Origin of the sequence: Mycolicibacterium chengduense (genome assembly GCF_033741155.1) — a bacterium.
Classification (GTDB): Bacteria; Actinomycetota; Actinomycetes; order Mycobacteriales; family Mycobacteriaceae; genus Mycobacterium.
This window is the reverse complement of the sequence record NZ_JAWQNH010000003.1, coordinates 713,379-740,216: the sequence shown is the minus strand read 5'-3', so window position 1 is coordinate 740,216 and position 26,838 is coordinate 713,379. Positions and strand designations below refer to the sequence as shown.

31 protein-coding genes and 2 pseudogenes are annotated in these 26,838 nt (G+C 65.6%); 16 read left to right on the top strand and 17 right to left on the bottom strand.

From position 1 onward, the window contains the following. Positions 1-48 precede the first annotated feature (48 nt). Positions 49-417, bottom strand: a pseudogene (locus tag SBI67_RS14115) (AMP-binding enzyme); the annotation flags it as partial. Positions 418-465: 48 nt separating this feature from the next. Here SBI67_RS14115 and SBI67_RS14110 point away from each other — a divergent pair. From SBI67_RS14110 to SBI67_RS14085, 6 genes are all read left to right on the top strand, one after another. After that, on the top strand, positions 466-1,020 hold the full coding sequence (locus tag SBI67_RS14110; protein ID WP_318981138.1) for a helix-turn-helix domain-containing protein: 555 nt from the start codon (positions 466-468) through the stop codon (positions 1,018-1,020). A gap of 343 nt (positions 1,021-1,363) precedes the next feature. Beyond that, complete coding sequence (locus SBI67_RS14105; RefSeq protein WP_318981137.1) at positions 1,364-1,804, top strand: hypothetical protein; 441 nt, start codon at positions 1,364-1,366, stop codon at positions 1,802-1,804. 3 nt (positions 1,805-1,807) lie between these two features. Further along, entirely contained in the window at positions 1,808-2,803 is a 996-nt protein-coding gene (locus tag SBI67_RS14100; RefSeq protein WP_318981136.1) for a fumarylacetoacetate hydrolase family protein, read from the top strand. After that, entirely contained in the window at positions 2,803-3,444 is a 642-nt protein-coding gene (locus SBI67_RS14095) for a TetR/AcrR family transcriptional regulator (protein WP_318981135.1), read from the top strand. Before SBI67_RS14100 ends, SBI67_RS14095 begins: the two co-directional genes overlap by 1 nt. A gap of 28 nt (positions 3,445-3,472) precedes the next feature. After that, positions 3,473-3,892: a nuclear transport factor 2 family protein gene (locus SBI67_RS14090; RefSeq protein WP_318981134.1), complete on the top strand. Its 420-nt coding sequence runs from the start codon at positions 3,473-3,475 to the stop codon at positions 3,890-3,892. Between the two features lie 400 nt (positions 3,893-4,292). Continuing rightward, entirely contained in the window at positions 4,293-5,573 is a 1,281-nt protein-coding gene (locus tag SBI67_RS14085) for a spinster family MFS transporter (RefSeq protein ID WP_318981133.1), read from the top strand. 12 nt (positions 5,574-5,585) lie between these two features. Here the strand turns inward: SBI67_RS14085 and SBI67_RS14080 are convergent. Next, positions 5,586-5,918, bottom strand: a pseudogene (locus SBI67_RS14080) (YaeQ family protein); the annotation flags it as partial. 19 nt (positions 5,919-5,937) lie between these two features. Here SBI67_RS14080 and SBI67_RS14075 point away from each other — a divergent pair. Then, a complete protein-coding gene (locus SBI67_RS14075) occupies positions 5,938-6,768 on the top strand; it encodes an acyl-CoA thioesterase domain-containing protein (RefSeq protein WP_413232473.1) in 831 nt (276 codons plus the stop codon). A gap of 215 nt (positions 6,769-6,983) precedes the next feature. Here SBI67_RS14075 and SBI67_RS14070 read toward each other — a convergent pair whose 3' ends face one another. Beyond that, positions 6,984-7,970: an NAD(P)H-dependent flavin oxidoreductase gene (locus SBI67_RS14070; RefSeq protein WP_318981131.1), complete on the bottom strand. Its 987-nt coding sequence runs from the start codon at positions 7,968-7,970 to the stop codon at positions 6,984-6,986. A gap of 7 nt (positions 7,971-7,977) precedes the next feature. Further along, positions 7,978-8,586 (bottom strand): PadR family transcriptional regulator, encoded by a 609-nt coding sequence (locus SBI67_RS14065; RefSeq protein ID WP_318981130.1) that lies wholly within the window; start codon positions 8,584-8,586, stop codon positions 7,978-7,980. Positions 8,587-8,766: 180 nt separating this feature from the next. Here SBI67_RS14065 and SBI67_RS29105 point away from each other — a divergent pair, with 180 nt between their 5' ends. Beyond that, a complete protein-coding gene (locus SBI67_RS29105; protein WP_413232489.1) occupies positions 8,767-8,997 on the top strand; it encodes a helix-turn-helix domain-containing protein in 231 nt (76 codons plus the stop codon). 28 nt (positions 8,998-9,025) lie between these two features. Here SBI67_RS29105 and SBI67_RS14060 read toward each other — a convergent pair whose 3' ends face one another. Continuing rightward, positions 9,026-9,385: a hypothetical protein gene (locus SBI67_RS14060; protein WP_318981129.1), complete on the bottom strand. Its 360-nt coding sequence runs from the start codon at positions 9,383-9,385 to the stop codon at positions 9,026-9,028. 124 nt (positions 9,386-9,509) lie between these two features. On the opposite strand from SBI67_RS14060, the gene SBI67_RS14055 reads away from it, so the two are divergent. The 5 genes from SBI67_RS14055 (at position 9,510) to SBI67_RS14035 (ending at position 14,084) form a co-directional block, all read left to right on the top strand. After that, the gene (locus SBI67_RS14055) at positions 9,510-11,120 is read left to right on the top strand and encodes an arylsulfatase (RefSeq protein WP_318981128.1); all 1,611 of its coding nucleotides are present in this window, start codon (positions 9,510-9,512) and stop codon (positions 11,118-11,120) included. Between the two features lie 9 nt (positions 11,121-11,129). After that, on the top strand, positions 11,130-11,570 hold the full coding sequence (locus tag SBI67_RS14050; RefSeq protein WP_318981127.1) for a pyridoxamine 5'-phosphate oxidase family protein: 441 nt from the start codon (positions 11,130-11,132) through the stop codon (positions 11,568-11,570). Positions 11,571-11,683: 113 nt separating this feature from the next. Then, positions 11,684-12,436 carry an SDR family oxidoreductase gene (locus tag SBI67_RS14045; RefSeq protein ID WP_318981126.1) on the top strand — a complete coding sequence of 251 codons (753 nt, stop codon included), beginning with the start codon at positions 11,684-11,686 and terminating at the stop codon, positions 12,434-12,436. 153 nt (positions 12,437-12,589) lie between these two features. Continuing rightward, complete coding sequence (locus SBI67_RS14040; RefSeq protein WP_318981125.1) at positions 12,590-13,168, top strand: TetR/AcrR family transcriptional regulator; 579 nt, start codon at positions 12,590-12,592, stop codon at positions 13,166-13,168. A 64-nt stretch (positions 13,169-13,232) separates the two neighbouring features. Beyond that, the gene (locus tag SBI67_RS14035) at positions 13,233-14,084 is read left to right on the top strand and encodes an MBL fold metallo-hydrolase (RefSeq protein WP_318981124.1); all 852 of its coding nucleotides are present in this window, start codon (positions 13,233-13,235) and stop codon (positions 14,082-14,084) included. On the opposite strand, the gene SBI67_RS14030 is transcribed toward SBI67_RS14035, so the two are convergent. Further along, on the bottom strand, positions 14,085-14,636 hold the full coding sequence (locus SBI67_RS14030) for a TetR/AcrR family transcriptional regulator (RefSeq protein ID WP_318981123.1): 552 nt from the start codon (positions 14,634-14,636) through the stop codon (positions 14,085-14,087). 241 nt (positions 14,637-14,877) lie between these two features. Between SBI67_RS14030 and SBI67_RS14025 the strand changes: the two genes are divergently transcribed. Next, complete coding sequence (locus SBI67_RS14025) at positions 14,878-15,219, top strand: nuclear transport factor 2 family protein (protein WP_318981122.1); 342 nt, start codon at positions 14,878-14,880, stop codon at positions 15,217-15,219. 66 nt (positions 15,220-15,285) lie between these two features. Continuing rightward, positions 15,286-15,930: an NADPH-dependent F420 reductase gene (locus SBI67_RS14020; protein WP_413232472.1), complete on the top strand. Its 645-nt coding sequence runs from the start codon at positions 15,286-15,288 to the stop codon at positions 15,928-15,930. Positions 15,931-15,932: 2 nt separating this feature from the next. On the opposite strand, the gene SBI67_RS14015 is transcribed toward SBI67_RS14020, so the two are convergent. From SBI67_RS14015 to SBI67_RS13995, 5 genes are all read right to left on the bottom strand, one after another. Further along, positions 15,933-16,355, bottom strand: coding sequence for a hypothetical protein (locus tag SBI67_RS14015; protein ID WP_318981120.1), 423 nt, complete (start codon positions 16,353-16,355; stop codon positions 15,933-15,935). Between the two features lie 182 nt (positions 16,356-16,537). Next, complete coding sequence (locus tag SBI67_RS14010) at positions 16,538-17,005, bottom strand: hypothetical protein (RefSeq protein ID WP_318981119.1); 468 nt, start codon at positions 17,003-17,005, stop codon at positions 16,538-16,540. A gap of 116 nt (positions 17,006-17,121) precedes the next feature. Continuing rightward, positions 17,122-17,913 carry a cysteine hydrolase family protein gene (locus tag SBI67_RS14005; RefSeq protein ID WP_318981118.1) on the bottom strand — a complete coding sequence of 264 codons (792 nt, stop codon included), beginning with the start codon at positions 17,911-17,913 and terminating at the stop codon, positions 17,122-17,124. 21 nt (positions 17,914-17,934) lie between these two features. Continuing rightward, entirely contained in the window at positions 17,935-18,318 is a 384-nt protein-coding gene (locus SBI67_RS14000; protein ID WP_318981117.1) for a DUF4267 domain-containing protein, read from the bottom strand. Positions 18,319-18,346: 28 nt separating this feature from the next. Continuing rightward, complete coding sequence (locus SBI67_RS13995; protein ID WP_318981116.1) at positions 18,347-18,823, bottom strand: DUF1772 domain-containing protein; 477 nt, start codon at positions 18,821-18,823, stop codon at positions 18,347-18,349. 145 nt (positions 18,824-18,968) lie between these two features. Between SBI67_RS13995 and SBI67_RS13990 the strand changes: the two genes are divergently transcribed. Then, positions 18,969-19,463 (top strand): MarR family winged helix-turn-helix transcriptional regulator, encoded by a 495-nt coding sequence (locus SBI67_RS13990; protein WP_318981115.1) that lies wholly within the window; start codon positions 18,969-18,971, stop codon positions 19,461-19,463. A 21-nt stretch (positions 19,464-19,484) separates the two neighbouring features. Here the strand turns inward: SBI67_RS13990 and SBI67_RS13985 are convergent, their stop codons facing one another. The 6 genes from SBI67_RS13985 to SBI67_RS13960 all read right to left on the bottom strand — a co-directional run bounded on the left by SBI67_RS13985 (position 19,485) and on the right by SBI67_RS13960 (position 26,831). After that, positions 19,485-20,429 (bottom strand): NADP-dependent oxidoreductase, encoded by a 945-nt coding sequence (locus SBI67_RS13985; protein WP_318981114.1) that lies wholly within the window; start codon positions 20,427-20,429, stop codon positions 19,485-19,487. Positions 20,430-20,708: 279 nt separating this feature from the next. After that, positions 20,709-22,505: an FAD-dependent monooxygenase gene (locus tag SBI67_RS13980; RefSeq protein WP_318981113.1), complete on the bottom strand. Its 1,797-nt coding sequence runs from the start codon at positions 22,503-22,505 to the stop codon at positions 20,709-20,711. Between the two features lie 3 nt (positions 22,506-22,508). Continuing rightward, entirely contained in the window at positions 22,509-23,144 is a 636-nt protein-coding gene (locus SBI67_RS13975; RefSeq protein ID WP_318981112.1) for a VOC family protein, read from the bottom strand. Between the two features lie 13 nt (positions 23,145-23,157). Further along, positions 23,158-24,117 (bottom strand): fumarylacetoacetate hydrolase family protein, encoded by a 960-nt coding sequence (locus tag SBI67_RS13970; protein ID WP_318981111.1) that lies wholly within the window; start codon positions 24,115-24,117, stop codon positions 23,158-23,160. Positions 24,118-24,225: 108 nt separating this feature from the next. Continuing rightward, complete coding sequence (locus SBI67_RS13965; protein WP_318981110.1) at positions 24,226-25,524, bottom strand: PucR family transcriptional regulator; 1,299 nt, start codon at positions 25,522-25,524, stop codon at positions 24,226-24,228. Continuing rightward, the gene (locus tag SBI67_RS13960; RefSeq protein WP_318981109.1) at positions 25,521-26,831 is read right to left on the bottom strand and encodes a cytochrome P450; all 1,311 of its coding nucleotides are present in this window, start codon (positions 26,829-26,831) and stop codon (positions 25,521-25,523) included. The genes SBI67_RS13965 and SBI67_RS13960 overlap by 4 nt, the downstream gene beginning before the upstream one ends. Positions 26,832-26,838 lie beyond the last annotated feature (7 nt).

The following is a 26,838-nucleotide window of genomic DNA, read 5'->3' as shown; positions in this document are numbered from 1 at the left end:
TCGGCGGGCTCGCTGGAGGTGACGAACGGCTGCTTGCATGAAATCCGTTCAGCGACCAGTGAGATCCATTGGAGTCAACCGCCCCTGCGCATGCCACTCGCGTAGAGACTTCTTGTCGTACTTGCCCGTGGACGTGCGGGGAAGCCGGTCGATGAACGCCCACCGCTCCGGGATCCACCAGCGTGCGACCTTGTCACGCAGGAAATCCTGCAGCTCGGCGATGGACACCTCCGTGTCGCTGCCGAGCACGACCGCTGCGAGGGGGCGTTCTTGCCACTTTTCGTCAGGTACGCCGATGACCGCCGCCTCGAAAACGCCTGGATGCGAACCGATCGCCAGCTCGAGCTGCACCGAAGAGATCCACTCACCGCCCGACTTGATGACGTCTTTGGCACGGTCGGTGAGGGTGACGTACCCATCGGCACCATGATGCAAAACCTAGTGCCGTTCGTCAATAATGACGTAATGACTATTAAAAGTGACAGCACGACGGGGGAGAACCAGCTGGTCGCCCGTAACGTCCGGCGGTTTCGCCGTGAACGGGGCATGTCGCTGGGTGAGTTGGCCCGCCGTTCCGGTCTGGCAAAGCAGACCTTGTCCAAGATCGAGAAGGGCACCGGCAACCCGACGGTGGAAACGCTGGCGCTGCTGGGCGCTGCGCTGGATCTTCCCGCCCGGCGGCTCCTGACCGAATGGGGCACCCCCGTGTATATCCAACGCCGCGATCAGGCGGTGTGGAGCGGGGGGCCGAATGGTCGGAACGACTACTCGACGAGATTTACGGCTCGGGTTACGTGCGCACACTTCGGTTGCGCCTGGAGCGCGGCAGCGTCGAGCCCGCACCGGTTGAACCGTACCCACCGGGCACTCTTCATCACCTGTTCCTGGTTACCGGGAGGCTGCGCACCGGTCCGCTCAGTGAACCGGTCGACTTGGCGGCGGGGGACTTCGTCCGATTCCCAGGCGACGTGGCGCACCGCTTTGTTTGCCTCAGTGATCGAGCGACTGCGCACCTGGTGACCACGTTGCCTCAGATCCGCCAGCTCGGTCCCGTCGTACCGCCCGGCCCCGGCCGTAGTGCCGACGAATGACCCGGCAGATATCGAGATGCCACATTCCCGGCATCGCAAAACGCCAGATCTCGAATGCCGTTATCCGACGTGAGTAAGTCTTAAACCTCTGCCGTACAACGACTTACGTGCACCCGGCGTGGTCAGCGAAGCCGCGGCGACTCGTCACACCTCGATTCCGCGCCCCTTGTTGGTCCCGGATCGCCGGCCCACTGACAGCCGCTTGCACCAAGGCCGTACATGTGCAATTATTTTGTTAATCGATCGATAAAATAGATGGGGGATGGGACGTGGTGGCTGCGATTCAGGTGCTCGTCACCCTTGCGGTGCTCTCCTTCGCGGTGGTGGCGGTGGCGGCTGACCTGAACCGAACGCACGCGACCAATCCGCGCTGGGTGGGGCACGCGAGGTTTCATGTGGTGTGGCAGGCCGCCACCCATGTCGGGATCGGTGTGTTGACGGTGGTGCTGACGTGGGCGCCGTTGGGGCCGAGAGGATTCCGGGTCGGCGTGGCGGTGGCGATCGCGGCCGTAGTGCTGGCGGGGTTTTTCGTGGCAATGGCCGCGATGCGGTCCTACGGTGGACAGCTCGCCGACCCGAACGGGTACCGCCCGGTGCTGATCAGCATCGCGGGTCGCCGCAGAGTGCTGGACAAGAACGTTGCCTTGTTCGTGGGAGCCGCGCTGATGCTCTCGGCGGCAGTGGTGTTGATCGTGATCAATGGGGGTGTGTGAAGGGTGAGACTGGCCACCGTGCGGCGCAGCGGCGCTGACCGAGTCATCGCCGATGCCGTTGACGGGCAACCCTTTATCGATGTGGGAGCAGTCTTGGGTGATGACGCGGTCACGATGGGGACCTTGATCGACCTGCAGCAGGCGGCTCGCGGCGACCTGATGAGGCGCGTACGTGCCGCGTCACCGCAGTGCCGGGTCGGCGATGGTGAGCTGCTGGAATGGCTGCCGCCCGTGCCGCAGCCTTCCAAGATCGTGGGGGTGGCGCTGAACAACGAGGTGTTCAACCATCTGGCGGCGCGTCCCATGACCGCGCCGATGTATTTTCTGGCGCCATCGACCTCGATGGTGGGTCACGGCGGGGCGATCGAGCTGTGCACCGACTGGGGGGTGGTGCATCCCGAGCCCGAGCTGGCTGCGGTGATCGGTGCGCGGGTGCGGCGGGCCTCCCCCGAGGAGGTGTTGGCGGCGGTGTTCGGGTACACGATCGTCAATGACCTCACCTCCCCCGGTATCAAATCGCAGGACAGTGTGGAACTGGTGATGCCACCGGGCGTCCCGGTCGACGAGCCGTGGCGTATCCGGCGCGGTGACAACGATCGTTCGTTGTATCTGACCTATCACGCCCGATCCAAGGGCAGCGATACGTTCACCCCGATGGGGCCGTGGGTCACATTGCGTGACGATGTCGATGATCCCAACGCGTTGGAGGTGCGCGGCTACCTCGACGACGAGCTGGTTTTGCAGGATTCCACGGCCAATCTGACGTTTCCGGTGCAGGAGGTGCTGGCGCATCTTTCGGAGTCGATGACGTTGCTACCCGGCGATATCGTGCATTTCGGAACGGCGGCACGGCCGGCGGCACCGGAGCGGTTTCCGACCATCCGCAGCATCGACTTGAACCGTTACGGTGCGCGGGTCTCGGTGGAGATCGATGGTATCGGCCGGCTGGACAACGTGATTGAGCGCCACGGCCAGCGGTCGACGGGGGAGGGATTGTGATGGCCGATGGGCGGTCAGCGGTCGCCGACGGCCGCCGAGCGCGTGGCGCCGCGTCGCGCGCGGTGATCTTGCAGGCCGCGACCACGTTGTTCTGCACCCGCGGCTACGCCGGCACCGGGATGTCGGCGATCGCCACTGCCGCAGGGGTGCACACCGGCTCGATCTATCACGCCTTCGGCAGCAAACAGGGTTTGCTCGACGCGGTCATCGACGGTGCCGCCGACGCAACGTTCGGCGCCATCGAGAGCGTCGCGTTCGATCCTGCCGCGTCGGTGCGTACCCGCCTGGAGACCACCGCGCGGGTGCTGGTCGGCCATCCCGACTTCTTGCGGTTGTTCTTGCTGTTGGCGTTGGAGAAAGGCGACGACGAGGGGGTCCGGGCAACGGTGGAACGCATCCGCGCCCGTGCTCGTCACGTCGTAGCCGATGCTCTTGCGCCGGTGCTGGAGACCCTCGCGGGTGACGTGCGGGTGGTTGCTACCGAGGTGGCCGGCCGTATCGCGTTGATCTTGCTCGACGGGGTGTTCGTGTCCTACCAGCTCGACAGTGAGAACGCCGATCTCGACCAGACGTTGTCGCTGGTGTCCGCGATGGCGGAGTTGGCATTGGCTGCTTTGCCCGACCTCGTGACCGCAATCTGAGCGCGAGAGCGCAAAGAAAGGTACCACCATGATCGACCCCGCCACCCGTACGGCAATCGAGGAGCTGATCGTGGACTTCGCCTGGCGTATCGATCACCAGCAGGGCCACCGCGTGGAGGAGCTTTTCCACGACGACGGTGAGTACGTCCTGTTCGGGTATCCGGTGCAGGGCCGTGCGGCGATCAAAGCGCTGTACGCGCATCGCCGCAGCAGTGGTGCGCGGACGTCGCGGCACTTGTTCAGCAATGTGCACATCACCGCCGCCGACGACGCCACGATCCACGCTGTCAGCGTGCTGACATTGCATGCCGCCGACGGTCTTCCGCCGCTGCCGCTGCGAGCGCTGATGATCGCCGACTACGACGACGTGATCAGCCGCGGTTCGGATGGCCGCTGGCGCTTTGCGCGCCGAACCACCACGGCGCTGTTTCAGGCCACCGACAGCTGACGTCCACGGCACGGCATCACGGCTCCCGACGTCCGACATTGCGATGCTCGGCGCCGTATCTCTCCAAGAGTGCGGCCGCCGCCGCGGCGAGTGCGTGCGGTCTGGATCACTGCGGCGATTGATGACGTCGCAGGGAGGCTGCCGGGTCGCTGCGAGGCACCTGCGGTGAAGACGGTCCGGTCGCGGTGGTAGTCGGTGTGTGCGTTGTCGTGTCGACGGTTGAGGGTGCTTGGGGGACATGCCGGCAGCAATCGTCACATGCGTCCTGCCGAGGCGTCCATGGTCGCTCCGGTGATGCAGGAGGTGTCGGGGGAGCCGGCCGATGAAGCTGAGCGGGACCACCGATGGGCCGCTGTGGGGCGTCTGCCAAGCTGCTCGGTAGCTATTGCCGAGGAGAACGATGTCGATACCACAGGACACCGCGCCGCCCACTGAGGCAGGGCATCCACCGGCGCGCGCCTGGACCGCGGTTATGGTGCTCGCCCTCGTCGGCACCCTCAACTATGTCGATAGATTCCTGCCGGGCGTCCTTGCCCAGCCGATCAAGCAGGACCTCGCGCTGTCCGACACGGCCATTGGTGTCATCAACGGGTTCGGGTTCCTCATCGTCTACGCCGTGGTGGGCATCCTGATCGCACGCGTCGCCGACCGCGGCGCTTTCGGCGCGGTGATCGCCGGCTGCCTGACGCTGTGGGGTTCGATGACCATGCTCGGCGGTGCGGTCCAGTCCGGCCTGCAGCTCGCGCTGACCCGTGTCGGGGTGGCCATCGGCGAGGCGGGCAGCACACCGGCAGCGCATGCCTATGTGGCGCGCAACTTCGCCCCGGACAAACGATCGGCGCCGCTGGCAGTTGCCTCCATGGCGATCCCGCTGGCCAGCGCCGCCAGCCTGCTCGGAGGCGGGCTACTCGCCGAAAGCATGGGCTGGCGCGGAGCTTTCGTGACCATGGGCGCCATCAGCGTACTTCTGGCCCCGGTGGTGCTGTGGGTTGTCGGGGTCCGCCAGAGCTTGCCGACTCCGCCACCGCGCAGCGGTAATGCATCGCTGCACGGGTGGCATCTTCTGCGCAAGCGCAGCTTTCTCGCGATGGTGGCCGGGACCGCGCTGGTGTCTGCGGCGGGCTACTCGCTGACGACCTTTGCGCCCGCTTTCCTCATGCGTACCCGGGGGATGTCGCTGGGCGAGGTCGGTATCGAGTACGGCCTTCTCACAGGCCTTCTCGGAGTTCTGGGACTGTTTATCGTCGGCCGGATCGCCGACGGATTGGCAGCCCGTGACCCGCGCTGGTTGCTCTGGATCGTCGTGATTCTGATCGCGGCACTGTTGCCGGCGTCGGTGCTGGCATTCGTTGTCGAGAACCGCGTGTGGTGCGTTCTCCTTCTGGCACTGTCCTATGTCATCGGCATTGCTTATCTGGCGCCATCCATCGCGGCGATACAGCGCTTGGTCCTTCCCGAACATCGCGCGACAGCATCGGCCGTGTTCTTGTTCTTCAACGCAACGCTGGGTGCGGTCGGACCTTTCCTGACCGGCGTGGTCAGCGATTCGCTGGCTGGTGTGTTGGGCACGCAATCACTGGGCCGCGCCCTGCTGATCCTCGTGCCGACCATGCAACTGGTGGCGATCGGCTGTTACGCCCTTGCCGCGCGCCGGTTTCGGCGCGACGTCATCCCGGAATAGTGACGTCCACCGTCACATCGGCGGCTCAGGGGTGAAGGTGACGTCGGATCCGCCCACGGTCATCGTTACCTGGTCCTCTATCGCTATCACCTGCGCGGTCAACCGCCGATCGACACTGTGAGCCAGCCGCTCGACGGCCGAATGCGATATCTGCATGACTGACAAACTCTGCAGCCCAGCCACTTTCGGGCCGACGAGCTACCACCAGGTGGCCACTCCGGAGGAGCACGGGAACAGCATCACCGGTTCTTCCTTGCTGGCCGCTTTGGCCAGCGCCCGTTCGTCGGGTTGCCCCGCGGCGGTCCACTCCAGTGTCCGGTCTGTGTAGTCGGCGAGCCGTAGGTCTGCGTTATCGTCAGGTGCGATGAGCATCCGAGCGTTCTTCGCGCTGCAGACCGACGACGTCGGTCGCGAGGTCTTCGTGCCCACCGAGTGGGCGCGCGGACCGTGGGGCGATACCATCAGCGGCAACTATATCGGGGGGCTGCTCGGCCTAATCGGCGAGCGCGACCTCAGTGACCAGACGGCCGGTATGCACCCCGCTCGGTTGACTGTCGACCTGATGCGGCCCGCAGCGCTGACGCCGGTGTCGGTGACGACCGACGTGGTCCGGGCCGGGCGCCGGCTACTGCTGGCCGACGTCGTGATGACCCAGGACGGCACACCGATCGCCCGGGCAAGTCTGCTCTATCTGCGTTCTGGTGGCCAGCCGACCGCTCCGCGCTGGTCTGCCGATGTGGTCATGCCGCCGCTTCCGGCGATGCCCTCGACGATCGCCGCCGACGTGCCGATGCTGATGTACACCTACGGGCGCGATGACGTCCAACCCGGCGACGGGCTCGCGGCGTGGGCGCACAGCGGGCCCAAGTTCGTGTGGTTCCACGACTTGCTGCCGATCGTCGATACGCTGGACAAGACGCCGTTCGGGTCCGCGGCGATGGCAGGCGATGTCGCGAGTTCGATCACGGGCTTCGGCGAGGATGGCCTGCCCTTCATCAATGCCGACTACACGGTGTCGCTGAGCCGCTTGCCCTCCGGCGCGTTCATCGGTCTTGCCGCTCTGACGCACCATAGCTATGGCGGGATTGCCACCGGCACAGCGTTTCTCGTCGACGAGAAAGGGCCGATCGGAACTGCGTCCGCCACGGCGGTGGTCAATCCCGGCTTCAACCCGCCGGATCGACCGCGCTCCTGACGGCATGTATCCGTTTTCCACTCCCACCGAGCCGGTTCGTAGCGTGATCAGGGATCTGGGATTTCCCGATCCGAAGATCCGGTTCGCTGAAGGGCTGTGCACCGGTCTGACCACCTGGCTCATCGGTGCCGCCGCGCAAGGGCCGCCATGATCGGGGCGTCGGTCGAACGAAATCGCCCCTGCGACAGCCCATCGCGATACTACGCGCGGACGCGTCACGCGCCGGCCGAGGTCAACTCCGCGGCGAACAACCGGGCCCGAGCAGCCCCGTACTGCTCTCTCAACCGCGCAACCAGCTCGGCCGTCGAGACCACGTCTCGGATGGGGCCGATGCCTTGTCCGGCGCCCCAGATGTCCTTCCACGCTTTGGCGTCGGTGTTCCCGCCGGAGCCGAAATCCATTGTCGACGAATCGGATTCGGGCAGGTTGTCCGGATCCAGCCCCGCTGCCTCGATGGAGCCCCGCAGGTAGTTGCCGTGCACACCGGTGAAGAGGTTCGAGTACACGATGTCGCTGGCGCCGCTGGTGGTGACCATCTGCTTGTATGCGTCTTCGGTGCGGGCTTCGGTCGTGGCCAGGAACGCCGATCCGATGTAGGCCAGATCGGCGCCGGCGGCTTGGGCGGCGAGGATCGATCGGCCGTGGCCGATGGCACCGGAGAGCAGCAGCGGCCCGTCGAACCACGCGCGGATCTCCTGAACGAGCGCGAACGGCGAGATGGTGCCGGCGTGCCCGCCGGCTCCCGCAGCCACGGCGATCAGGCCGTCAGCGCCCTTGTCGATGGCTTTGCGGGCGAACCTCTCGTTGATGACGTCGTGCAACACGATGCCGCCGTAGGAGTGGATGGCGTCGTTGACGTCGGCGCGGGCGCCCAGCGACGTGATCACGATGGGGACCTTGAAGTCGATGCACGCCTGGACATCCTCGTCGAGTCGGGCGTTGGACTTGTGCACGATCTGGTTGACCGCGAACGGCGCCGTCACCGCGTCGGGATGCTCACGGCGCCGGTCATTCAACGCCGTGGTGATCTGTTCCAGCCATTCGCGCACCACCGAGGCCGGACGAGCGTTGAGCGCGGGGAAGGAGCCCACGACGCCGGCGCTGCACTGCGCGATGACCAGCTCCGGTCCGGAGCAGAGGAACAGCGGGGCCGCGACGACGGGCAGTGCGAGATTGTCACGCAGGATATCGGGAAGGGCCATGGGACAGTCACTTTCGCTCGGGTCGATCGGGGTGGCGGGAAGGAAGTTCAGCGCGTTCTGGACGCGGCGGAGTGAGATCGTCTGCAGTCTCGGCGATTTCGCGCCAGAACGCGATGGATGCCCTTTCGATCATCTGGCCTGCCCGCAATGTCGCCATGGGATAGCCGATGCCGGGCCGATCCTGATAGCGGTGCTGCAGATCGGTGAAGCGGGCCAAGCGGGCCTTTCGTTCCACGATCTGGTTTTCGGCCAGCTCCCGCATACTGGCCGGATCGACAAGCTCACCGAAATGGAGTTTCAGCAGTGCCTCGTCATGGAGCTCGGCGGCCTGTGCGGTCCCGGGATCGCGCAGCCAATTCCGCAGGCAATCAAGGCCTTCGGGGGTGATGGTGAAGAACTGGCGACGTCGGCCGCCGTCCTCGGTCTCGGACTGCAACAGCCCGCAGTCCTCCAGTCTGCGCGGTTCGCGGTACAGCGTGGCGTGCTGCAGTGGCCACAGGTAAGCGATGGATTCGGCGACGTACTGCTTGAGCTGATACGAGGTGGTGGGTCCGCGCACCGCGATGACACCCAGGACCACATAGGAGAGGTGGCTGAGTCTGGAGCCTTCGGACATAGGTCCAACCGTATCACTGATACGGTCCCGGTGGAATGGTCGGAGGGGCGTTTACTCTTGTGTGGCGCTGCGCGCTGATGGTGTGAAACGGGATGGGTCACATGGACATCGTGCTGGCCGGCTGAGCGCGGGGTCAGCCGTCGTTTGTGAGCTGTTTGTGTCTTACGGGTACGCGGGCACCTGTTCATCGAGCGTGGATATGAGTCCTTCACGGTGGCCGAGATCGCGGACTACGCCGGGCTGACAAAGCGGACGTCTTCCGTCATTTCCGGGACAAGCGTGCGGTATTGGCCGCCGGCCAGGAATCACACCGCAGGGTGTTCGCCGATGCCATCGCTGGCGACAATGTCGGCCACACCACTGGAGGCGAGGCGGGAGCAATGCCAGACCCCGCATGACCAGCGATTCTGAACTGGACCTGTGCGACCATTCGGCCCGACTACGCCTCACCCAAACTCGGCCGGTAATCGGCCGCGTCGGCCTCGGCGGTAAGCAAGGCGCCCAGATCACCCTCCTGCTGGGCGACAAACACGCCGATCACCTGCCGGCATACCTCGGGCACGCTCACCCCACGAATATCTGCAATACGTTTGAGCCCGAGCAGCATTGACGTAGAGACGTGAAACTGGACGGCGAATTGACCGCACGAACCATCCTCAGGCGGCGACCCCGGACCCACGACCACAGGTTCATCCACCCCGTACTCGTCCACCTCAGCACGCCGGGCTCGCTCAACAAATCCGCCGCCACCAACGGTGCCGGCCGGCTCCGGGAACTCCTCATGACTGAACAAACCCATTCTGCCCACGCTAGACCTCGCAGAATTCTCAGGTTGCCCACCGAATCCAGACGCAGGTATTGGCGCTGGCGAGAATCAAATTTCACGGCCGGTCTGGCGGCGGCCCGTGCCAGGATTCCTCAGCGTGACGCGTCCCAACTTTCTGGTCATCGTGGCCGACGATCTCGGATTTTCCGACATCGGCGCCTTCGGCGGGGAGATCAACACCCCCAACCTGGACAGCCTGGCCCACGCGGGCATCAGGCTCACCGATTTCCATTCCGCCCCGGCGTGTTCGCCGACGCGGGCGATGCTGCTGACCGGAACCGATCACCACGTCGCCGGAATCGGCACCATGCTGGAGATGGCCGCCCCGGACTTCCAGGGAGCCCCCGGCTACGAGGGCTATCTGAACGATCGGGTCGTGGCGCTGCCCGAGCTGCTGCGCGACGCTGGCTACCAGACGCTCATGTCGGGTAAGTGGCATCTGGGCGACTCGATCGACCGGTCGCCGTGGGCGCGCGGATTCGACCGTTGCTTTGCCCTGTTGCCGGCCGGTGCCAGTCATTACGGCACCCGCGGGGGCGGCGGGGTCTCTCCCGTGCCGACGATGTTCACCGAAGACGATCAGTTCGTCACCGTCGGCGAGGATTTCTACTCGTCGGATGCCTACACCGACAGGCTGCTGCGCTATTTCCGCGAACGTCCGCAGGACGGCCAACCCTTCTTCGCCTATCTGCCCTTCCAGGCGCCGCACTGGCCGCTGCACGCGCCGCGGGAAACCATTGCCACCTATCACGGTCGCTACGACGACGGACCGGACGCGCTGCGCGAGCAGCGGCTGGCGGCACTTATCCGGCTGGGACTGTGCGCACCTGACGTGGAGCCGCACCCGGTGGTCGCTGACGGCGCCCCGGAATGGGCGGACATGACCGACGAGCAGCGCGCCGTGTCCGCCCGCAAGATGGAGGTCTACGCCGCCATGGTGGACAACATGGACTGGAACATCGGTCGGGTGATCGACTACCTCGACGGCACCGGCGAACTCGACAACACGGTCGTGATCTTTCTGTCGGACAACGGCGCGGAGGGAACGATCGTCGAGGCCATGCCGCTGCGCGGCCCCGAAATCGAAGCGTTCGTCGCCAAGCACTGTGACAACAGCCTGGACAACCTCGGCGGTCCCAGCTCCTGGGCCTGGTACGGCCCGCGCTGGGCGCAGGCCGCCACCGCGCCGTCGCGGCTGCACAAGGCCTTCACCACCGAGGGCGGAATCCGGGTGGTGGGTTTTGTTACGTGGCCGGGTTTTGCCCGGCAGGGGGAGATCGGTACGGCGTTCACCACCGTCATGGACATCGCGCCGACCGTGCTGGAGCTGGCCGGCGCCGAGCACCCCGGTACCGAGTACCCGGGCAGGGAGGTCGAGCCGCTGCGCGGCCGGTCGATGGTGGCTTACCTGTCCGGGCAGACGGACGCGGTGCACGACGGGGACACCGGCACCGGGTGGGAGTTGTTCGGCCGCCGTGCTATTCGGCAGGGCGATTGGAAGGCGCTTCACCTGCCCGCGCCCTACGGCTCGGGCACCTGGCAGCTTTATGACCTCTCGAGTGATCCGGGCGAGGTGCATGACCTGGCCGCCTCCCGGCCCGACAAATTGGCCGACTTGCTCACGCTGTGGGACCGCTACGTCGAGGAGAACGGCGTGATCGTCGGGCCCGTGTCGCTCTTCGATATCGACCTTGAGGCGGGCGCTTAAACTCTCTGCATGCCAAGAAAACTCAGTGATGAAGAAATCGAGGCCTTCCTTGACAGCCGGCCGGGCTGGGCGACACTGAGCACCATCGATAAGGATGGTTTCCCGCATTCAGTACCACTGGGATACTTCCGCCTCGGCCGCGACATCGTCATGGGAGTACGGGACGGGACACGCAAAGTCGCCAATGTCGAAAGCAATCCGAACGTGAGCATCATGCTCGAAGACGGGTCCACCATGGCGGACATCCGTGGAGTGCTGCTTCAAGGCCACGCCCGCATCGTTCGCGAACCGGGCGAGGTACTTCAGCTCGCCAGGCACGGTGCCCGCAGGCGGGGCGTACCGGAGTCCGAGTGGCCCACCGCACCAAGACCGGGTGTCGTCTACATCCGCATGACACCGGTGCGAACAGTGTCGTGGGATTACTCCCAATCAACCCCAGACGAGGCCTAGCGTCGGTGGCGCCTTGGGCGGCCAGGCGCCGTCTGCCGTCGGTCTACTGCACGGAATGGGCAGACTGCCGACGTTGTTGCCCAGGAGATTGGGCTGCATGAGGAGGAAGTTCGATGACGACCTTGCCGTTGACTGGTGCCGTGGCAATGGTGTCGGGTGCTTCGAGCGGGATTGGGTGGGCTACCGCGCGGGCGCTGTCCGCGCATGGCGCAAGGGTGTTGGTCCTAGCCCGGCGGATCGAACGGTTGAAGGACCTGGTGGACGTCATCGCCGCCGACGGAGGGCAGGCACTGGCCTACCAAGTCGACGTCGCCGATGCGGCCGGCGTTGAACATGCCATCCGGGTCATCGGCGAGGAGCACGGACAGATCGATGTGTTGGTCAACAATGCCGGCTTCCTGGCCAACGGGCCCGCGATAGGCGCGGACCTCTCTGATTGGCACCGCATGCTCGACATCAACGTCGGCGGGGTGCTCAACCTGACCCATGCGGCTCTGCCGTATGTGGTGAGTGCCGCGAGGGGATCTCGCGGTGTCGCCGACATCGTGAACGTGAGTTCCGTTGCTGGACGGCGTGTTCCATCTCCCAGTAGTAACGTCTATGCGGCCAGTAAGCATGCTGTCGTAGCGTTCAGCGAGGCTTTGCGGCAGGAATTGAGTCCCAACCAAGTCCGGGTAGGTCTCATCGAACCCGGTGTGGTGCGCACCGAGATGACGACGGGTGGCGCCAAGCACGCGCCCGACGCAACGACCGGCCGACCGCTGAATCCCGATGATGTGGCCGGCGCGATCACGTACATGGTCACTCAACCGCCGCATGCCGCGGTGAACGAGATCCTGCTCAGACCCACAGAACAGGTCATCTAGTGACGGTAGATGCCCCCGGGGCTGCGAGTCTGCGTGTAGCGCATCGGGTCTGCGGTCAGAGCGCGATAACGCGGTCTGACACGATCTCAGCGCAGCGCCGATCACGGCTCGGTCAGCGTCACCAGCTCTCGATGCGTGGATAGAGTTGCCGGCGTGGGACGGCCCAAGGAATTCGATCCAGGTGTGGCGATCGATCAAGCAATGCACGTGTTCTGGGGTCGGGGGTATGGTGCGACGACACCCCAGGATCTGGCCGACCGACTGAAAATCGGTAAGGGCAGCCTCTACCACGCCTTTGGTGGCAAGCGTCAACTCTTCGACCGTGCGCTTCGGCGCTATCTCGACATGGGGGTCGAGACTGTCAGCGCCCTCCTGGCGGAACCCGGCCCGGCGAAAGACATCCTGCGCCGGGTGCTTCAGTTCATGGTGGAAACTGACCTCGCGTTGCCCGAACGGCGGGGTTGCTTCGCCACCAACAGCGCGGTGGAGTTCGGCCGCGTCGACCCGCTGGTTACCGATCAGTTGCTGGACCTGTTCACCCGCACCGAGTCTGCCTTCCACGCGCTCATCGAACGTGGCCAGCGTGAGGGTGACATCCGCCCGGACGTGGCCGCTGCGGCCATCGCGAGCATGCTGCTGAGCACCGTGACGGGTTTTCACGTCCTCGCGCGCGTCGAACCTGGCCCCGAGCGGCTGCTACGCGCGGTCGAGGCCACCATCGCAGTTCTCTGATCGTGGTGCTAGATTCTTGACCTAAGGGTCAAGAATCTAGCAGGACGCGGTGGAGAGGGCTTACATGGCGAAGCGACTGACGCTGGAGCTCTTCGACGTGCCGCAACGTCGACTCGATCCACACCTCGATGTCGCCGCCCCGGCGGAAGGGTGGACGTGGCCGCCGACCTCGGTGACGCTCATCGCTGGCGAAAAAGAGGCGGTACTGGTCGACACCGTGCCCACCCGCGCGGATGCGGATGCGCTCGGCGCCTGGATAGCCGCAACCGGTCTGGAACTCACCACAATTTTCATCACGCATGGTCACCTCGACCACTACCTCGGTGCGGCACCGCTGTTGAACCGCTTCCCCAATGCCCGCCTCGTCGCGACTGCGGCCACCGTGCGCCATATCGACCTCGAGCTCAAGTCCGGCGCTGAGCGCGAGATCTACGCCGCGATGTTCGTCGATGAACTGGTCTCGACCGTCGTTGTGCCGGAGCCACTCTCGGGTGAGCATCTGGAACTCGAGGGCCACGAGGTGATCGCCGTGGCCGCCGGCCAATCCGATCACGCCGATTCGTCCTATGTGCACCTGCCCGAACTGGCCGCCGTCGTGGTCGGGGACATCGCGTACAACGACGTGCACTGTGCACTCATGGGCAGCGATCGCGACAAGCGGCAGGCCTGGCGGGACACGATCCGGCACGTTCAGGACCACCGCCCGGAGATCGTCGTGGCCTCGCACCGACGCGCCGATGCACCGAACGGCGCCCGAGTCCTGTCAGACACGATCGCCTATCTCGATGAGTGCGATCGGATCCTCGATGACAATCCCACCGCCGCTGACTTCGTCCAGCAGATCATTGCGTCGAACCCGACGAGACTCAACAGCTCCACTGTGCTGTACGGTGCAGCAGCCCTCGGCCTCAAGTGATTACGGCGTCACCGGCCAGGCGCTCAGCGCAACGTCGGCCGCGGCGCGAAGTGATGTGCGATCGGCACCGTCGCGGGCCAGCGAGGACAGCCCGCGCAGCACGAGGTCGATGTAATCGGTGAGGGCATCGAGGTCGTGGGCGTCGGAGAGGTCGCCATCGCGCCGGGCCTGCTGCAGGCGCTTCTTGATGGCCCGGCGCCCGAGTTCGCGTTCTTCACCAAGCACCGGATCGGAGATCACGAAGCACCCACGAGGTTGATCGTCAGAACCATACTCACGTACCGCGATGTCGAGCATCCGTGCGAAAACGTCGCGCGCAGTCCGTTCCTCGAGCGCTGTCGGCACCACCCGGGCCGGAGCCTTCGTGTACGTCTCGACCGCCTCGTCGTACAGACTGCGCTTCCCCCCGAAGGCGTTGTAGAGACTGGGTGCGGAGATCCCCATGGCATCGGTCAAGTCGCGCACCGTGGTGCGTTCATAGCCCCGCTCCCAGAACAAGTGCAGAGCCTTGACCAGTGCTTCGTCACGGTCGAACTCCGGCGGGCGTGCCATCTCGACATTGTAGATAGCGTGGCCCTGGCGATGTGATCGTCAAGGCGCGACCGGACGAACGCATCCTGCTGGCATCTGCCACCGCAATTTGCTCCCTTGTTGCAAAACCTGGAGACGCGCCGATAGCGCCGGCACCCGCTTGTTGGTACTGTCTGCGCTACTGGTTTTATTCATACTGTTACAGAATCACGGATCGTCATTCGAGGAGTGCAACGTGGTAGACGATTCAGCGCAGAGGTTGATGCTCGCCAACCTCCTCGATGTCTTCAACGAACGCGACGATGCCAAACGCCGCGCCGCCATCGAGCGCACGTACGCGATCGATGTGAGTTGGACCGACGCCGAGGGTGTGACATCGGGCTGGGATGCGCTCGACGCTAAATGCGCTGATGTGCAACGAGGTATCGCCAGCCAACAGTTTGTCCCAGCCGGACCGGTGCACCAGCTTCCCGGGTTCGCTTACCTGGCCTGGCGCCTCGAAGGGGGCGAGTCGGATCAGCCCGCGCTCTCCGGCTTCGACGTGGCGCTGATCTCCGAAGGTGTGATCACCAGCCTCTATACCGTTTTGGACGGTACGGCCTGACACGTGCCCGAAGGGGTATTACTCACCAAGGCTTTCCAATCTTCGGCCACTGAAAGGACGTTGCACATGACGTACGCGATCATCGGGGCGGGTGCCATCGGCTCTGCGCTGGCACGGCAGTTCGCCCGCAGCGGTATCCCCGTCGGACTCGCCGCTGCCAGGGGCGCAGCCGCGGTGACACCACTGGCCGAACAGATCGGCCCTTCGATCCGGCCGATGGAAGTGGCCGAGGCGCTGCAAGCCGATGTTGTTGCGTTGGCGGTGCCATTCGACAGCGTCGAGGGCCTGGTCGGGCAGGTCGCCGATTGGAACCGTCGGATCATCATCGATGCCACCAACGCCATCAATCCGACGGACTTTTCTCCGGCCGATCTCGGGGGTCGCGCCTCGTCGGATGTCGTGGCGGATTGGGCCACCAACGCCCGAGTCGTCAAGGCCTTCGGGAACACCTGGGCGAAGGTGTTGGCGCGCGCGCCCGAGGATGGACGCGGCGGCCGTCGCATCGTGTTCGTCTCCGGTAACGACCCTGAGGCGAATGGTGAAGTCGCCGACCTGGCACGACGTATGGGGTTCGAACCGATCGACCTGGGTCGAAACGATGAAGGGGGACTGCTCCAGTCGTTCGGCGGACCGCTGACCGGTCACAGTTTCATCGCGCAGCCACTGGCGGGCAACAGTCCGCCGGAAATGGACCTCGCCGCCCCGGCCTGATGTCACCTTCGGCGCGGCACCATCCCGGTGAACGCTGCGCCGGAACGAATCTCGCTCACGGTGACCGGATGCGCCTGATCGCGGGTGAAGTACTGGGCGTAGACGTCCAACGATCCGTCCGCGTGCGCGAGGTCTCCCACGCGTTGGTGACCTGGCATGCAGCGGCACACCAGGTCGTCGATACCGAGATCGTCGCGCGTGTAGATCAAGCCCAACACCAGGCGGCGGGCCGGGTCGGTCATCTCCCGGTACAGGCACCACCCTGCGGGCCCGGCCACGGTCGGCAGCAACCACGTCGAGACGGCGATCAGCAAGTCATCGAGCGTGGCCGCCGATGGCATCTTCCAGGACTGGGCATGGGACTCCACATCGTCGCCCATCGCCACCGATGATCTGTCCACCAGCACGCGCACGATGTCGTCCACACCCCGCATTCTGCCTCGAAGGCAGGCAGCGCCATCCGAACCGCCCGCAGCCACGAGCTGAGCCCGGGTCACCGGCGCCGTCACGACAAGACCACTGATCACGGAGGAGAAATCACCGCAGTCAGGACTGCTCGTGCTCTCGTCTTGGACCGATCAGACTGTGCCCCAGTGCATTCTGGTGCCTAGAACCGATCGAAGATCGAGTTCACGATGTCGTCGCCGATACCGATCCCCGCACCGGTCATCATGGCCTGCCCGAACCTGCCGCTGAGGAATCGTTGCAGGGTGCCACCGCCGGCGGCGGGTTGCTGGTACTGAGGTTGCTGATATTGAGGTTGATACTGCGGCGCGGGCGCCGAATATCCCGGGGGAGCGGCGTAGGCGGCCGGCGGGGGTGCCGGCGTGGGTTCGGATGCCACGTGGTTGTCGATGAGTCCGTGAATCGCCTGCAGGAGTTCGGTCGTCGTCAGCTGCTCATCCCGAACGGCCAGGGCGATCTCTTTGAGGTCGAGGCCCCACTCGCGGGCGTTGCCGTCGCCGGCGGCGGCCGCGGCCGACATCTTCTCGGCCAGTGCGGCGAGTAACGACGTGGTGCGGTCGGCCTGCGCTTGTAGCGCCGAGAACTGACGATCCACGGTTTCGGTGTTCATCAGCGGTCCTTTCGTTTCGACTGTCTCTTGGTTACTCCCGTCGGCTAAAAGTGGGCTGAGCGTCTCCTGACAACTTCGGGCAGTGCGCAACCGCACAACAAGCGCGCGCAGTGCGGCTAGCGCTCGGTGACGGCGTTCATGGCCGCCACCACGTCATGAGTCCAGACGACACCGTGCGCCAGGAAGGCGTAGTTCACGAGCGCGGCTTGGTAGCCGTCTCCCCATTCCGGGTGACGCGGTCCCGCGACCGCGTCTCGGACGACGTACACCTCAAAGCCTTGCTCGAGCAGGTCGCGAAGGTGCGATTCCACGCACATGTTGGCCAGCATCCCACCGAGGAGCACCTTGCCGATGCCTCGTTTCCGGAGCTGCAGGACAAGGTCGTTGGTTTGTGAGCCGAACACCTTGTGGGGGCTGACAACGACGGTGCGTGGGTCCTCGATGTAGGGCTTGAACTCATCGAGCCAGTCGGCTCCGGAGCCGACAAATCCGTCCAGGTTCAGCGGGCCGGACCTATCGAAGGTCCCGGTGCGCAGTTCGTCGGCTTCCAATGCGCCGTTGAACAACCAGCGGTGATCCGTGGGATAGAAATAGTGCGGTGAGATGAACATGCCGAACGAGGCAGCCTTTGCGGCTTCGAAGATGGCGAGCATATGCGCGACGGTGTCGTTTTCGGTCACGCTGGCCCCCGTTGCGCCCCAGTTGATCCCGGTTGGACTCAATACGTCGTTCTGCGGATCGATGAAAACCACGGCGGTGTCGGCGGGGCTCCAGTTCATCGGGAGGGCCTTCTCTCGGTTGGTCGGTGCGGGTGACGGTTGGTCAAAGCTGTGGCGCCACGATGCCTTTCCCGTCGAGCGATCATGCTCGACCAGATCGTAAGCGTCATTGACCTTGCTGAGGGGCAAGACCGTCGAGTGCGGAGCGGCTCACGCCATGAGCAGTAGTGCAGTGGTGACGAGCATGACTACCGCGGTGCCCCCGTGCACTCCGTACGCGACGGACTTGGCACCACCATTGCGCAGCACGATGGCGGCGTCGGTGATCGGGATCAGCGTGGCGGCCAGCATCATCCAGCCGGCGAGATGGGGTGCGCGGGCGAGCAGCAGGATGACGACGAACAGGCCGGTGGTGACATCGCGGATGCCCTTGACGCCGAGGTAGGCCCGGACTCCGGGTTGGTCGAGATCGGGCAGTACGCCGTAGCCGGCGGCGGCCGTGCGTGGTGCGAGGAGGAAGCGCGCGCCGATGACGATGATGGCAGCGGCCAGACCGCCGGCCAGGACATACCCGGCGGTGGTGGTGATGGTCATGTCTGTCCTCCTGGTGTGGGTCGGTGAGTCACGGCAGCAGGACCAGGCAGGCGGCGATGACCGCCACACCTTGCAGGACGGCACGGGCGGTGATGATCGAGTCCCACTTGGCTTGCAGCGCACGACCATTCGGCAGAAGTCGGCCCGTGTCGCTGGCGGCTGTCAGCTGCCGATTGACCGGTGCGCTGATCCGCAGGTAGAGCAGCAGCCAGATCGACAGCGCCGCCAGGGCGGTGCCGGCTGCGACCGCCTGGGCCCACTGCGCCGCCAACCCCGCGGCCGCCGTGCACACCGCGGCGGCAACCACACCGAGCACACCCGGTGTCACCATGCGCCGATCGCCGTAGCGGTGCACGTGGCCCATCACCGTCACCAATGCGGCGTCGTCGACCCGGGCCAGCGCCGGTCGCAGCACCATCGCGCAGAACACGTCGGTGCCATAGACCACGCCCGTGCCGAGCACGGTGACCAGCGCAGCAGCGCGGATAAGCAGATCTACATCCATGTCGGGGCTCCTGTCCGAGAAAGTGCTAGCAACGCTAACCGCGAAAGGGAACGCTCGTCAATAGCGCCGCTATTCCTGCTAGCGACGATATCTTCAGGCGCGGCACGCCAAGGCGCTTCGATGTCGAAGCACTAAAGTGCACGGCATGGCTGACGTGCTCAACCCGACCGAGTTGCGGGCGTACTTCGCGCTGATGGAGGCCGTGAGTTTGCTTCAGTACGCGGTGCGCCAGCAATTGCAGGACGACGGCGGGCTGAGCTACGTCCAGTTCGAGATTCTTGCCAAGCTGGCCGATGCCGATGGTGGGCTGACCATGACCGACCTCGCGGACGGTGTGGTGTACAGCCGGTCCGGCTTGACGCATCAGGCGGGGCTGCTGGAAAAGCAAGGCCTGATCACCCGCGCCGGCTCGGCCCGAGACCAGCGCGCCACCGTCGTCCACATCACCGATCAGGGGCGCACCCGCCTGGCCGAGGTACTTCCCGGCCACGTGCAAGTGGTGCGCGAACTGCTGGTCGACTCCCTGTCCGACAACGACATCCGCAGCCTCGGCGACATGATGTCCAACGTCCGCGACCATATGCGGCGTCGGCCCCCGCGATCGGCGGCCGCACGTAAGCGTCGCGTCGACACGACGTGAAAACAGTTGCAGCGCTGCGCATCAGCCCTGCGTCGGCACCAGCAGGGTCTTGCCGTGCAGGCGGCCGCGGTCGGCGGCATCGTGTACGGCGGCGGCCTCATCCAACGGTCGGCGGTCGGCGATCTCGATCTGCAGTCGACCGTCGTCCACGCGGTTGACCAACTGGGCGAGTTGGGCGGCGTCACTGCGGACGAAAACCCGCTGCGTCCGCACGCCACGCGGCGGGTCCTGCGGTCCGAAAACCATTGTGCCGACGTGGAATCCACCATCGGCGACGAGGCCGACGAGGGCCTCGGTTTGCTCGTCGGTGGTGGAGACCAGATTGAGCACCACGTCGAACGGGGCGCCCTCGACGTGGACGGGTGACCGGTCGTAGTCGACGTAGTCGACGATGCGGTCAACTCCCAACCCGCGCAGCCGCTCGGCGTCACGGTCCTTGGCGGTGGCGGTGACGTGCGCTCCGGCCTGCTTGGCCAACTGGACCGCGTAGCCGCCGACCGCGCCGGAGGCCCCGTTGATGAGTACCGACTGACCGGCGGCCAACCCGGCGACCTCGAACAGGGCTTGCCAGGCCGTGAGTGCGGGCTCGGGCAGGGCCGCGGCGTCGGCCAGCGGCACCGTTGTCGGGGCGGTGGCGAGAGCCTCGGCCGGTACCAGGGCATATTCGGCGGCGGCGCCGTCGGTGTCCAGCGGCAGGAATGCGACCACCGCATCACCGACATTCCATCCGGGCACGTCGGCGCCCACCTCGGTGATCGTTCCGGCGACGTCGACACCCGGGATGTGAGGGAAGCTGACCTGGTACACCTGCTCCAGGTACCCGCCCCGGATACCCGCGTCCACCGGGTTGAACGACGTTGCGGCGACTTTGACCAGGACCTGCCGCGGGCCGGGCACCGGACGTGGGGCGTCCTCGTACCGTAGTACGTCGCTGGCGCCGTATCGGTGGAACCGAACTGCTTTCATGATGCTCTCCTCGGGATTATTGCTTCGATGTCGAAGCAGATACGTTCGGTGCAACTCGCTTCGATGTCGAAGCAATCCCGGAATCGTGGTGACCGCAGTCACAAGGCTGTACCTGCTCAGGCGCGGAACGCGTCGACGGCCAGCGCGGCGAATCGCCGCGCTGCCGCTGGAACGGGCCGCGGATGCGCACCGTCTGATGGACGCCGGACAGGTGTTCGGACGAATCGTCCTCACCCCGTAGGTTCGGATCAGGTGAGCGCCGAGCAGAATGCCGGCGGCTCAGGTGCAGTGTTGCTGCGGGCGGGCACCGGCGTGCGGATATACCTCGGCCCAGGAGCGCTCGATGAAGTGGCGCAGGTTGTCCACCGCCTGCGGTCCGGCATCGGTACGCCACACCACGTGGCCGTCGGGGCGTACCACGACGGCCCCACGGTCGCCGGCCTCGAACAACTCGATGGCGGCAGGATTCCCGTCACCGGTCCCGGTCAGTGCAACCACGGTGAGCGGCACGGGGATGTTCGAGTCCGCCAGCCTCTCGGTCCAGCCTTGCGGATCGGCGGTGAACACGGTGAGGCCCCTTCGGGCGATCGCCTCATGGGTGGGCAGTGGCGCGCCGTCGGGGCCGTTGATGATCACATGGGGCAGACGCGCACCCGGACGCGTGGTCGGGTGATACCGCGCGACATCGCCGTCCGGGCAGCGACCCTCTGCGGTGTCGATCAGCGGACTGGCGTAGGCGTAGCCGAACTCCAGGCCGCTGGCCACGAAGTGTTCCTCTTGTCCAGGAATGGCATCGGCCATCCGCTGCCGTAACCGACTGCTGCGTAACGTCTTTCGCAGTAGAGCTCGGGTTCGCGAGGTCTGCGCGGTGGTCAGTGCGTCCGCGACCCGCGCGATCAGGCTGTCCGGCACCCGGCCCAGCGGGAGCTTGCCGATGAGTTCGGTGGCCTTGTGCAGCGAGGCATTCGTGATGCCCAAAGAAGCGGTGACATCGTCGAGTTTGAAGTGGTTGTGGGTGCTCTGCTCGGCGAACCGCGCGACGACGGGCCGTCGCTCGGTCTCGTAGGTGTCCAACAGCGATTCGGGCGCGTCTTCCTGCAGGATCGCGGCGAGCTTCCAAGCAAGGTTGTGGGCGTCCTGCACACCGCTGTTGAGACCGAACCCGCCCGTGTGGGGGAATCGGTGGGCGGCATCGCCGATCAACAGCAGTGATCCGGCACGGAACCGATCGGCGATCTGTTTGGTCATCGTCCAGGTTCCGGTGGAGCGGATCTCGTATCCGGTGGACCCGAGCACGTTGGGCAATATGCCGTTCCAGTACGTCCGGCTGTTGCTTGCGATCGATTGAGCAGCATGCAAGTACGGTGTCATCAACACGTAGTCGTCGTCGGCGTGGGCGATCATCACGCCGCTGAACCGCGGATGGTAGATCCAGCTGAGCAGCGGCCGACTGGCGCCATCCGGATACAGTCCGGGCGCGTGGAAGAAGACGCTGCCCATATTGGCCAGCACCGGACCGGTCATGGCAATTCCGGCGGCATCGCGCAGCGCGCTATTAGCCCCGTCTGCGGCGATCACGAAACGCGGTGACACGACCACCGACTCACCTGTCGCCGACCGCAGGATCGGTTTCCCGTCGGGCAGATCGGCGCGCCAGCCGCGCCGGAAATCGACACGGGGCTCGCTCTCCAGGGCCTTCCAGAGCTCCGGCATCAACAGGTGCTGGCCGATGTGAGAGATGAGAAACGAGCTGTGTGTCCGGACTTCGGCAAGCCGATCCGGCTGGGAGAGCAGATCGATCTCACCGATCGGTTCGGATCGCACATCGGTGCACCAGCGGATGATGTTGACTGTGTCGATCGGCGGGGTGATCGCTTCCAGAGCACGTCCCAGTTCGGGGGAGGCTTGATTCCAGATCTCCAGGGTGCGGGCATTGATGACGTGGGCGGCCGGATGCAGTCGGGTTTCCCGGCGCTCTTCGACAACGGTGCTCTCGATACCGTATCGGGCCAGCAGCAAGGCCAGGGTGGAACCTGCGGCTCCGGCGCCGACGATGAGAATCGATTCAGAATCCATGCCTCACAACGTCTTCCAGTTGATGGCCCGCTTGTTCGACCGAGGCTTGGTGCCGGGGCGAGTGCCGGCGCCCGGCTTGAGCAGCTCCTCGCGAGCCACGCCGGCGCGAAGCTTTTCGAGTAGGTAGCCGGGGTCGATGTTGGTGCCGATCGGGTTCTCCTCGAACGCGTGACTGTTGAAGTAATCGGCGGTCTGCTGCGCGGTGGGGAAGTTCTCGGTCTGGAACTCCAGCCGGATACCTTCGGGGTCCTCGTAGTACAGGCTGGTCGTCGGTCCGTGGTTGATGGACCAGACCGGGATGATCCCCACCTTCTTCAGCCGTTCGTAGGTCAGCAGCAGCCTCTCCACGGAGGTGAAGGTGAACGCCAAATGGTCGATGCCGTAGGTCTTTCGACGCCAACGTGACAGCGGAAAGACATGCCGCAGTGGTGGCGGCAGTTTCACCAGCGCCAGCCGATGGCTTTCGTGGTCCCAGGTGAGAAAGGCGATCTGACGGTCTTCGTGAACGACGCGGGCGCCGAAGACGTGCCCGTACCAGTCGATCATCTGCGCGCTGCGAGCGGTCTTGACCACCCAGTGGGCGATGAAGTCGGGTACCAAGCGGTCGGGAAGGCAGTCGAGGTCCGGCGTGGCACTCATGGCGGTGCTCCTCTCAGGCGTCTGGAGCGACGATGGTGGTCCGCTGGGTGCCCAGGTCGAGCGTCCCGGCGGTGTTGCGAATAGAGGCGGTGACGACGTCACCGGGCTTCAGGTAAGGCTTGCGCTGGTTGAGCTTGACGAACGCCGCCCACAGCTTGTCCTCGGGAAGCAGAGCCGTGGCCAGGCGGCGCACGACGGGCGGGGGCGAGCCCGCCACGATGCCATGCGGGGTTCCGGTCAGCAGGACGTCGCCCGGGTCCCAGTTGCAGAACTCGCTGAGCTCGGTGAGCGTCTCGGCGGGCCGGTACAGCATGTTGCCGGTGTTGTCGGACTGCCGCAACGATCCGTTGACCTCGAGTCGCAGCTCGAGATCGTCGATGAGCCGCAGATCCTCTGGTTCGAGCACCGCCAGGACCGGCCCGAGCGGACAGAAGCCCCGGTAGCTCTTGCCCTTCAGGAACTGTCCCTGGGGCAACTGGATGTCGCGGGCGGACAGGTCGTTGCCGATGGTCACTCCGAAGACGTACTCGTGCAGGTTCTCGACGGTCACCGTGGTCGGCGCGTGCACAGTTCCGCGCAGAACCAGCGTCAGCTCGATCTCGTAGTCGAGGAGGGTGACGTGAGCTGGACGGGTGACCGGGTCGAAGGGGCCGGTGACTGCGGCGTCGGTCTTGTCGAAGAACAGGTTGAATTCGCGTTTGTCGGGGTTCATCCCCGACTCGATCGCATGCTCTCGGTAGTTCACCCCCTGGCACATCACCCGGCAGGGGGTGGTGACCGGTGACAGCAGTTCGACATCCGCCAGGGTCACGTCGCCGGGTTTCGCCGCCGCGGCCCGCCAGTCGGTTTCGCCGCGCTCGATCAGGTCGGCAGTGCGGAGATAGTCGCCGGTGAGAGGCGAGATGACGCCGTCGGTGAGCACGCCCCAGGAGCGGCGCTCGTTGTGCTCGTATCGGACGAGATGCACGACCATGGACTTCTCCGTCTGCCCGTCATTCGACGGGCCCAGTGCCCACTCAACTGCAGACCAAAGCCACGACTCCTGGTCTCAGGTACAGATTTTGCAGAGCCTCACTGGTTCTCAGTCCAATTCCACGTTCGGGGGCCGCAGCACGGTCTCCCCGAGTTCCTGGGCGAGGGTGAGTGCCGCGTGCAGCTGCAGGCGACGAACCGTTGCCGGTCGGCCGCGAAGCTGCTCGGCCCGCTGCACGCGGTAGGCGACCGTATTGCGCGCGATGTGGAGATCGGCTGCCGTGGCGGCCAGACTTCGGTCGTTGTCGAGGTAGCACTTGAGGGTGCCGCGCACCGTGACGACCGAATCGGTACCGGCGCCCAAGTCACCGAGTTCCCGGGCGACAAACTCACGTGCGGCGGCCAGGTCGGTGCTGAGCATCGCGACGAGGTCGACCTGCTCGTAGCCGAACAACCAAGCGTCCCGGGTGGACAGGGCACCCACGCGTGCCGCCTCGGCCGCCTGCCGGTGGCTGCGCCGGAACCCCTCGACGCCGGCACCGGCCGTCCCGACCGCAACACGGACGCCAGGGGCCGGAGGCGTCGCGGGTGCCACCGCCTCCGGAGGATCTGAGGTGCGCGAACCCCAGGCCCAAACCCGTTGGGCGCCAATTGGAAGTATGAGCGTCGAAGCGCATCCCGCGGCGGCGAGGACATCGGAGGCCGCGGCCCTGAGCTGGGCCGGTTCGACCGACGTGCTCGAACTGGGCCAAACGATGACCGCGAGATGCCAGCGGGTCAGGTCGTAACCCAGGATCCGGGTGGCCCGGTCCATCGGCACAGCGGTGCCCTGGAGTAGGTCTTCCACGATTCCCGCGCGCAGGGCGATCGAACTGGTCAACCACGCCTCGTGGGCGCGGGCGTATTCGTCCGCCATCCGTTTGGTCAGCACATCGACGATTCCGAACAGCACTTCGTTGATCCGCCGCATCTCAGCGAATCGCTGCGCCTCCGGAACCAGGCGTTCGGCCGCGTCCAGCAGCACCGCAACGGCGGTGGCGTGGGCGACGTGGATGCTGCGCAGCATGTGCTCGATGCCGATGCCTCGGGACACCACTTCCATCGGTCCCGCGAAAATCTCCGGCATGGCCGCCAACGACACCTGGTCGCCCCGCTCGAGTGCGACGAGCGTGCCGAGTGCAACGGCTTCACATCCCTTGGCGATCTCGGTGGCGACGGCATCCACCGCCAGTTCCGGGATGGCGGCGGTGATGGCGGCCGTCATCTCTGCCCCGAGTTCGACGGCCCAGGCGGCCGGTCTCGGTCCCAGCACGGTGGCGAGAAGCTGGGCGCGGTCGGGAAGCGCCGATTGCCGGGGAATCGCTTCGGGCGAGCGGGGTTCGAGTTCGGCGAACCAGGGACGGCTCATCGACTGCGTGGTCGGACGACGGCGACCGCTCCGGCCGCCGGTGCGTTGGCGATTCCGCGGGATCGCGATCGCTCGTCCGGTGCCGACGTGGGTTCGAGCGTGTACGTGCGCAGAAGCTGCCGCAGGGTGATGAGCATTTCGGTGTTGGCGAACGCCGCACCGACGCAACGGCGCACACCGCCCCCGTACGGGATCCACGAGCTGGTGTCCGGTTTGGCATGCAGGAACCGGGTGGGATCGAAGCGGGCCGGATCGGCGTAATTGGTGGGGGAGCTGTGCGAGAGCGCAATGCTCGCGATGATGGTCTGGCCTGCGGGCAAAACCCACTCGCCCAACCGAGTGCGACGTGTGGTCACGCGTAGCACGCCCGGGATCACCGGTCGACTGCGCTGCACCTCCCAGACCGTGGCTTGAAGGAGATCTGAACCGCCGGCGTCGACCTCCTCGACCAGCTGCGACAGCACCTCGGGGTGGCGGCGCAACCGCTCGATGGCCCAGGCCAGCGTGGTGGCCGTGGTTTCGTGTCCGGCAGCGAGCAGCGTTTGCAACTCGTCGATGATGTGATCGTCGGGAATCGGCCGGCCATCCTCGTCTCGGGCGGCCACCAGCATGGCCAAGACATCCGTGCGCTCGTGCAGGTCCGGTGTTGCCCTGGCATTGCGGATCAGCGTGCCGATCAGTTCGTCGCACCGACGCCGCATGCGTTCCAGACGTCCCCACGGGCTCCAGCGCCCGACGTCACGACGTAGGCCAGCTGGTAGGACGGTGAGCCGGGACGCCAGCAATACCGCGGGCGGGAGAAGCTCTCGCAAGGCCGCCAGTTCGGGCCCCTCGGCGCCGAACACCGCGCGCAAGATCGCGTTCAAAGTGATGCGCATCATCGACGGCAGCGTCGCAAACGGTGTCGCGGTCGGCCAGGTGGACAGCTCGCGCGCCACCTCCTCCTCGATGATCTGCTCATAAACCGGCATCCGTCTGCCATGTAGCGGCGGCATGAGCAGCTTGCGCCGAGCCAGGTGTGCTGGCCCGTTGAGGCTGAAGGTGGACCCCGGGCCGATGACGTCGCCCAGGTTGGTGATCGTCTGCACGAGATCTCCCGCGGTGAACAATTCCTTGATCAGGGCGGGATCACTGAGTACGACAGTGTCGCCGAACAGTGGAAGCGACGCGCTGAACGCTGCGCCGTGGCGCCGGCGGGCGTAGTCGAGGGCCCGCGGCCGGTCGATGAGCATCGCGGCGCCCTGAACGATGCGTGGAAGTCCGACACCGGGTGGCAACCGCACCGGGTCGCTGGTGAGCTGAGCCAAGGTACCC

Bases quoted from the DNA above. Each gene is read 5' to 3' on its own strand.
- SBI67_RS13975 (WP_318981112.1), bottom strand. From the start codon at position 23,144: ATGAGTGCCACGCCGGACCTCGACTGCCTTCCCGACCGCTTGGTACCC.
- SBI67_RS14045 (WP_318981126.1), top strand. From the start codon at position 11,684: ATGACGACCTTGCCGTTGACTGGTGCCGTGGCAATGGTGTCGGGTGCT.
- SBI67_RS13980 (WP_318981113.1), bottom strand. From the start codon at position 22,505: ATGGATTCTGAATCGATTCTCATCGTCGGCGCCGGAGCCGCAGGTTCC.
- SBI67_RS14035 (WP_318981124.1), top strand. From the start codon at position 13,233: ATGGCGAAGCGACTGACGCTGGAGCTCTTCGACGTGCCGCAACGTCGA.
- SBI67_RS14070 (WP_318981131.1), bottom strand. From the start codon at position 7,970: ATGGCCCTTCCCGATATCCTGCGTGACAATCTCGCACTGCCCGTCGTC.
- SBI67_RS14000 (WP_318981117.1), bottom strand. From the start codon at position 18,318: ATGACCATCACCACCACCGCCGGGTATGTCCTGGCCGGCGGTCTGGCC.
- SBI67_RS14030 (WP_318981123.1), bottom strand. From the start codon at position 14,636: ATGGCACGCCCGCCGGAGTTCGACCGTGACGAAGCACTGGTCAAGGCT.
- SBI67_RS13965 (WP_318981110.1), bottom strand. From the start codon at position 25,524: ATGAGCCGTCCCTGGTTCGCCGAACTCGAACCCCGCTCGCCCGAAGCG.
- SBI67_RS14060 (WP_318981129.1), bottom strand. From the start codon at position 9,385: ATGGGTTTGTTCAGTCATGAGGAGTTCCCGGAGCCGGCCGGCACCGTT.
- SBI67_RS13990 (WP_318981115.1), top strand. From the start codon at position 18,969: ATGGCTGACGTGCTCAACCCGACCGAGTTGCGGGCGTACTTCGCGCTG.
- SBI67_RS14020 (WP_413232472.1), top strand. From the start codon at position 15,286: ATGACGTACGCGATCATCGGGGCGGGTGCCATCGGCTCTGCGCTGGCA.
- SBI67_RS13995 (WP_318981116.1), bottom strand. From the start codon at position 18,823: ATGGATGTAGATCTGCTTATCCGCGCTGCTGCGCTGGTCACCGTGCTC.
- SBI67_RS14090 (WP_318981134.1), top strand. From the start codon at position 3,473: ATGATCGACCCCGCCACCCGTACGGCAATCGAGGAGCTGATCGTGGAC.
- SBI67_RS14095 (WP_318981135.1), top strand. From the start codon at position 2,803: ATGGCCGATGGGCGGTCAGCGGTCGCCGACGGCCGCCGAGCGCGTGGC.
- SBI67_RS14010 (WP_318981119.1), bottom strand. From the start codon at position 17,005: ATGAACACCGAAACCGTGGATCGTCAGTTCTCGGCGCTACAAGCGCAG.
- SBI67_RS14050 (WP_318981127.1), top strand. From the start codon at position 11,130: ATGCCAAGAAAACTCAGTGATGAAGAAATCGAGGCCTTCCTTGACAGC.
- SBI67_RS14025 (WP_318981122.1), top strand. From the start codon at position 14,878: ATGCTCGCCAACCTCCTCGATGTCTTCAACGAACGCGACGATGCCAAA.
- SBI67_RS14110 (WP_318981138.1), top strand. From the start codon at position 466: ATGACTATTAAAAGTGACAGCACGACGGGGGAGAACCAGCTGGTCGCC.
- SBI67_RS14065 (WP_318981130.1), bottom strand. From the start codon at position 8,586: ATGTCCGAAGGCTCCAGACTCAGCCACCTCTCCTATGTGGTCCTGGGT.
- SBI67_RS13985 (WP_318981114.1), bottom strand. From the start codon at position 20,429: ATGAAAGCAGTTCGGTTCCACCGATACGGCGCCAGCGACGTACTACGG.
- SBI67_RS14075 (WP_413232473.1), top strand. From the start codon at position 5,938: ATGAGCATCCGAGCGTTCTTCGCGCTGCAGACCGACGACGTCGGTCGC.
- SBI67_RS14085 (WP_318981133.1), top strand. From the start codon at position 4,293: ATGTCGATACCACAGGACACCGCGCCGCCCACTGAGGCAGGGCATCCA.
- SBI67_RS13970 (WP_318981111.1), bottom strand. From the start codon at position 24,117: ATGGTCGTGCATCTCGTCCGATACGAGCACAACGAGCGCCGCTCCTGG.